The following is a 1,880-nucleotide window of genomic DNA, read 5'->3' as shown; positions in this document are numbered from 1 at the left end:
GCGCCGTGCAGACCGGCGAGCCCGAGCCGCTCTACCTCCGCGTCCGCCGAAGGCAGTGCTGCTCCCCGAGACGCCCGCGAACCGGTGACCCCGGTGACCGCCGTCCGGCGGGCGACCGTCGACGACGTCGAGGACATCACCGCTCTCGAAGCCGAGGCGTTCCCCGACCCGTGGTCGGAGAACCTGGTCGCCCAAGGCGCCGACGGCAGCCTCCCGACGGTCAGCTACCTCGTCGTTGAGCGCGACGGGACGTTCGCCGGCTACGCCGTCGTCAGCGTCGTGGACGTCGACGCCGAGCTGCAACGGGTCGCGGTGCTTCCCGGGCTGCGGCGCACCGGCGTGGCGAGCGCCCTGCTCGACGCGGCGCGCGCACACGCCGCCCGCGAGGGCGCAGGACGACTTCTGCTCGAGGTCCGTGAGGACAACGCGGCCGCCCAGAGCTTCTACGCACGGCACGGATTCACCGAGCTCGGCCGCCGCCCGGGCTACTACCGCGACGGCACCACTGCGCTGGTGCTCAGCACACCCGTCACAATGGCTCCGTGATCCCCGACGAGCCGCTGGTCCTCGGCATCGAGACCTCCTGCGACGAGACCGGTGTCGGCATCGTGCGCGGGCAGACGCTGCTCGCCGATGCCGTCGCGAGCAGCGTCGACGAGCACGCGCGCTTCGGTGGCGTCGTACCGGAGGTCGCCAGTCGCGCCCACCTCGAGGCGATGGTGCCGACGATCCAGCGCGCGTGTGACACCGCCGGCGTGAGGCTCGCCGACGTCGACGCGATCGCCGTGACCCATGGTCCGGGCCTGGCGGGCGCCCTCCTGGTGGGCGTGGCCTCGGCCAAGGCGCTCGCGCTCTCCCTCGGCAAGCCGATCTACGGCGTCAACCACCTGGCCGCCCACGTGGCGGTGGACCAGCTCGAGCACGGTCCGCTGCCCGAGCCGTGCCTCGCGCTGCTGGTCTCGGGTGGTCACTCGAGCCTGCTCAAGGTCACCGACATCACCACCGGGGTCGACCCGATGGGCGCGACCATCGACGACGCGGCCGGGGAGGCGTTCGACAAGGTGGCCCGGCTGCTGGGGCTGCCGTTCCCCGGCGGCCCGCATATCGACCGCGCGGCGCGCGACGGCAACAAGGTCGCCATCGACTTCCCGCGCGGGCTCACCAGCCGCCGGGACCTCGAGCGGCACCGGTTCGACTACTCCTTCTCCGGTCTCAAGACCGCGGTGGCCCGCTGGGTCGAGGCGCGGGAGCGCTCGGGCGAGCCGGTGCCGGTGGCCGACGTCGCCGCGTCGTTCCAGGAAGCGGTGTGCGACGTGCTGGTGCGCAAGGCACTGGACGCCGCGAGCGCCGAGGGCATCGAGGACCTCATGATCGGCGGCGGAGTCGCGGCCAACTCGCGGCTGCGTGTGCTCGCGGAGGAGCGGGCAGGCAGGCTCGGCATCCGAGTGCGCGTCCCGCGGCCCGGCCTCTGCACCGACAACGGCGCGATGGTCGCTGCCCTCGGGTCCGCGATGGTCGCGCGCAATCGGCAGCCGTCGCCGCTGGACCTACCGGCCGACTCGAGCCTGCCGGTCACCGAGGTCCTGGCGGGCTGAGCTCCCGGAGGGCCCGGGTCAGCCGAGGACGCCGGGTGCCGCACCCTCGTCGTCGACCCAGTCCTGCCCGTCGTCGAACAGCTCCCGGTCGTCCCGCTGGTCCTCGTCGTTCCTGCCGCGACCACGAGCACCACCACCGACCCCCGCAGCACCCAGGCGGCCGCCGGCGCTGCCGCCCTTGCCGCCCTTGCCTGCGCTGCGGCCACCCGGTGACCCGGGACTGGCGACGCCACGACCACCCGCGCCGCCACGGCCGTTGCCGCGGCTGACAGGTGCGCCGGCGGT

3 protein-coding genes are annotated in these 1,880 nt (G+C 74.0%); 2 read left to right on the top strand and 1 reads right to left on the bottom strand.

Translation table 11 applies throughout. The features are described 5' to 3' along the window. Window positions 1–546 (top strand): ribosomal protein S18-alanine N-acetyltransferase (rimI, locus tag E7Z54_RS07695; protein WP_240769572.1); only part of this gene is annotated, 546 nt, incomplete at its 5' end. Beyond that, the gene (tsaD, locus tag E7Z54_RS07690; RefSeq protein WP_136432532.1) at window positions 546–1,595 is read left to right on the top strand and encodes a tRNA (adenosine(37)-N6)-threonylcarbamoyltransferase complex transferase subunit TsaD; all 1,050 of its coding nucleotides are present in this window, start codon (window positions 546–548) and stop codon (window positions 1,593–1,595) included. The genes rimI and tsaD, both read left to right, overlap by 1 nt. An 18-nt stretch (window positions 1,596–1,613) precedes the next feature. On the opposite strand, the gene E7Z54_RS07685 is transcribed toward tsaD, so the two are convergent. Continuing rightward, window positions 1,614–1,880, bottom strand: a 267-nt coding sequence (locus tag E7Z54_RS07685) for a hypothetical protein (RefSeq protein WP_431188800.1), incomplete at its 5' end; no start/stop codon positions are given.

The sequence above is a fragment of the Nocardioides sp. genome (assembly GCF_004803405.1).
GTDB classification, from domain to species: Bacteria; Actinomycetota; Actinomycetes; order Propionibacteriales; family Nocardioidaceae; genus Nocardioides; species Nocardioides vastitatis.
This window is presented reverse-complemented; position numbering and strand designations above follow the sequence as displayed.